The sequence below is a fragment of the Alkalihalophilus lindianensis genome (genome assembly GCF_032843265.1).
GTDB lineage: Bacteria > Bacillota > Bacilli > Bacillales > Bacillaceae_D > Alkalihalophilus > Alkalihalophilus lindianensis.
The window spans coordinates 1-238 of the sequence record NZ_JAWJBA010000992.1; the positions used below are offsets into that span (position 1 = coordinate 1).

A 238-nucleotide genomic window follows, 5' to 3' on the forward strand; every position below is an offset into this window, starting at 1 on the left:
GTCAAAGCCATTTTTCTCACCATCGCTGTCCATGCTTGTTAATAAAATTTCCCCGGCGCCAAGTTCCATCGCTTCCCGCGCCCAGTCGATGACCTTTTTATCAGTCGGTTTCCTTCCGCCATGGGTGTACACCCGCCAAGTGTCGATGGCTGGGTCGAATTTTGCATCAATTGCGACCACCATGCATTGCGAACCGAAAAAGTCCGCCCCTTCTTTAATCAATACCGGATTCTGAACT

The 238-nt window shown here is 50.0% G+C and carries 1 protein-coding gene; it reads right to left on the reverse strand.

What is annotated here, in order from left to right; all coding sequences use genetic code 11:
* The coding region (locus RYX56_RS25095; protein WP_317124480.1) for a HisA/HisF-related TIM barrel protein at positions 1-238 on the reverse strand (238 nt) is incomplete at both ends.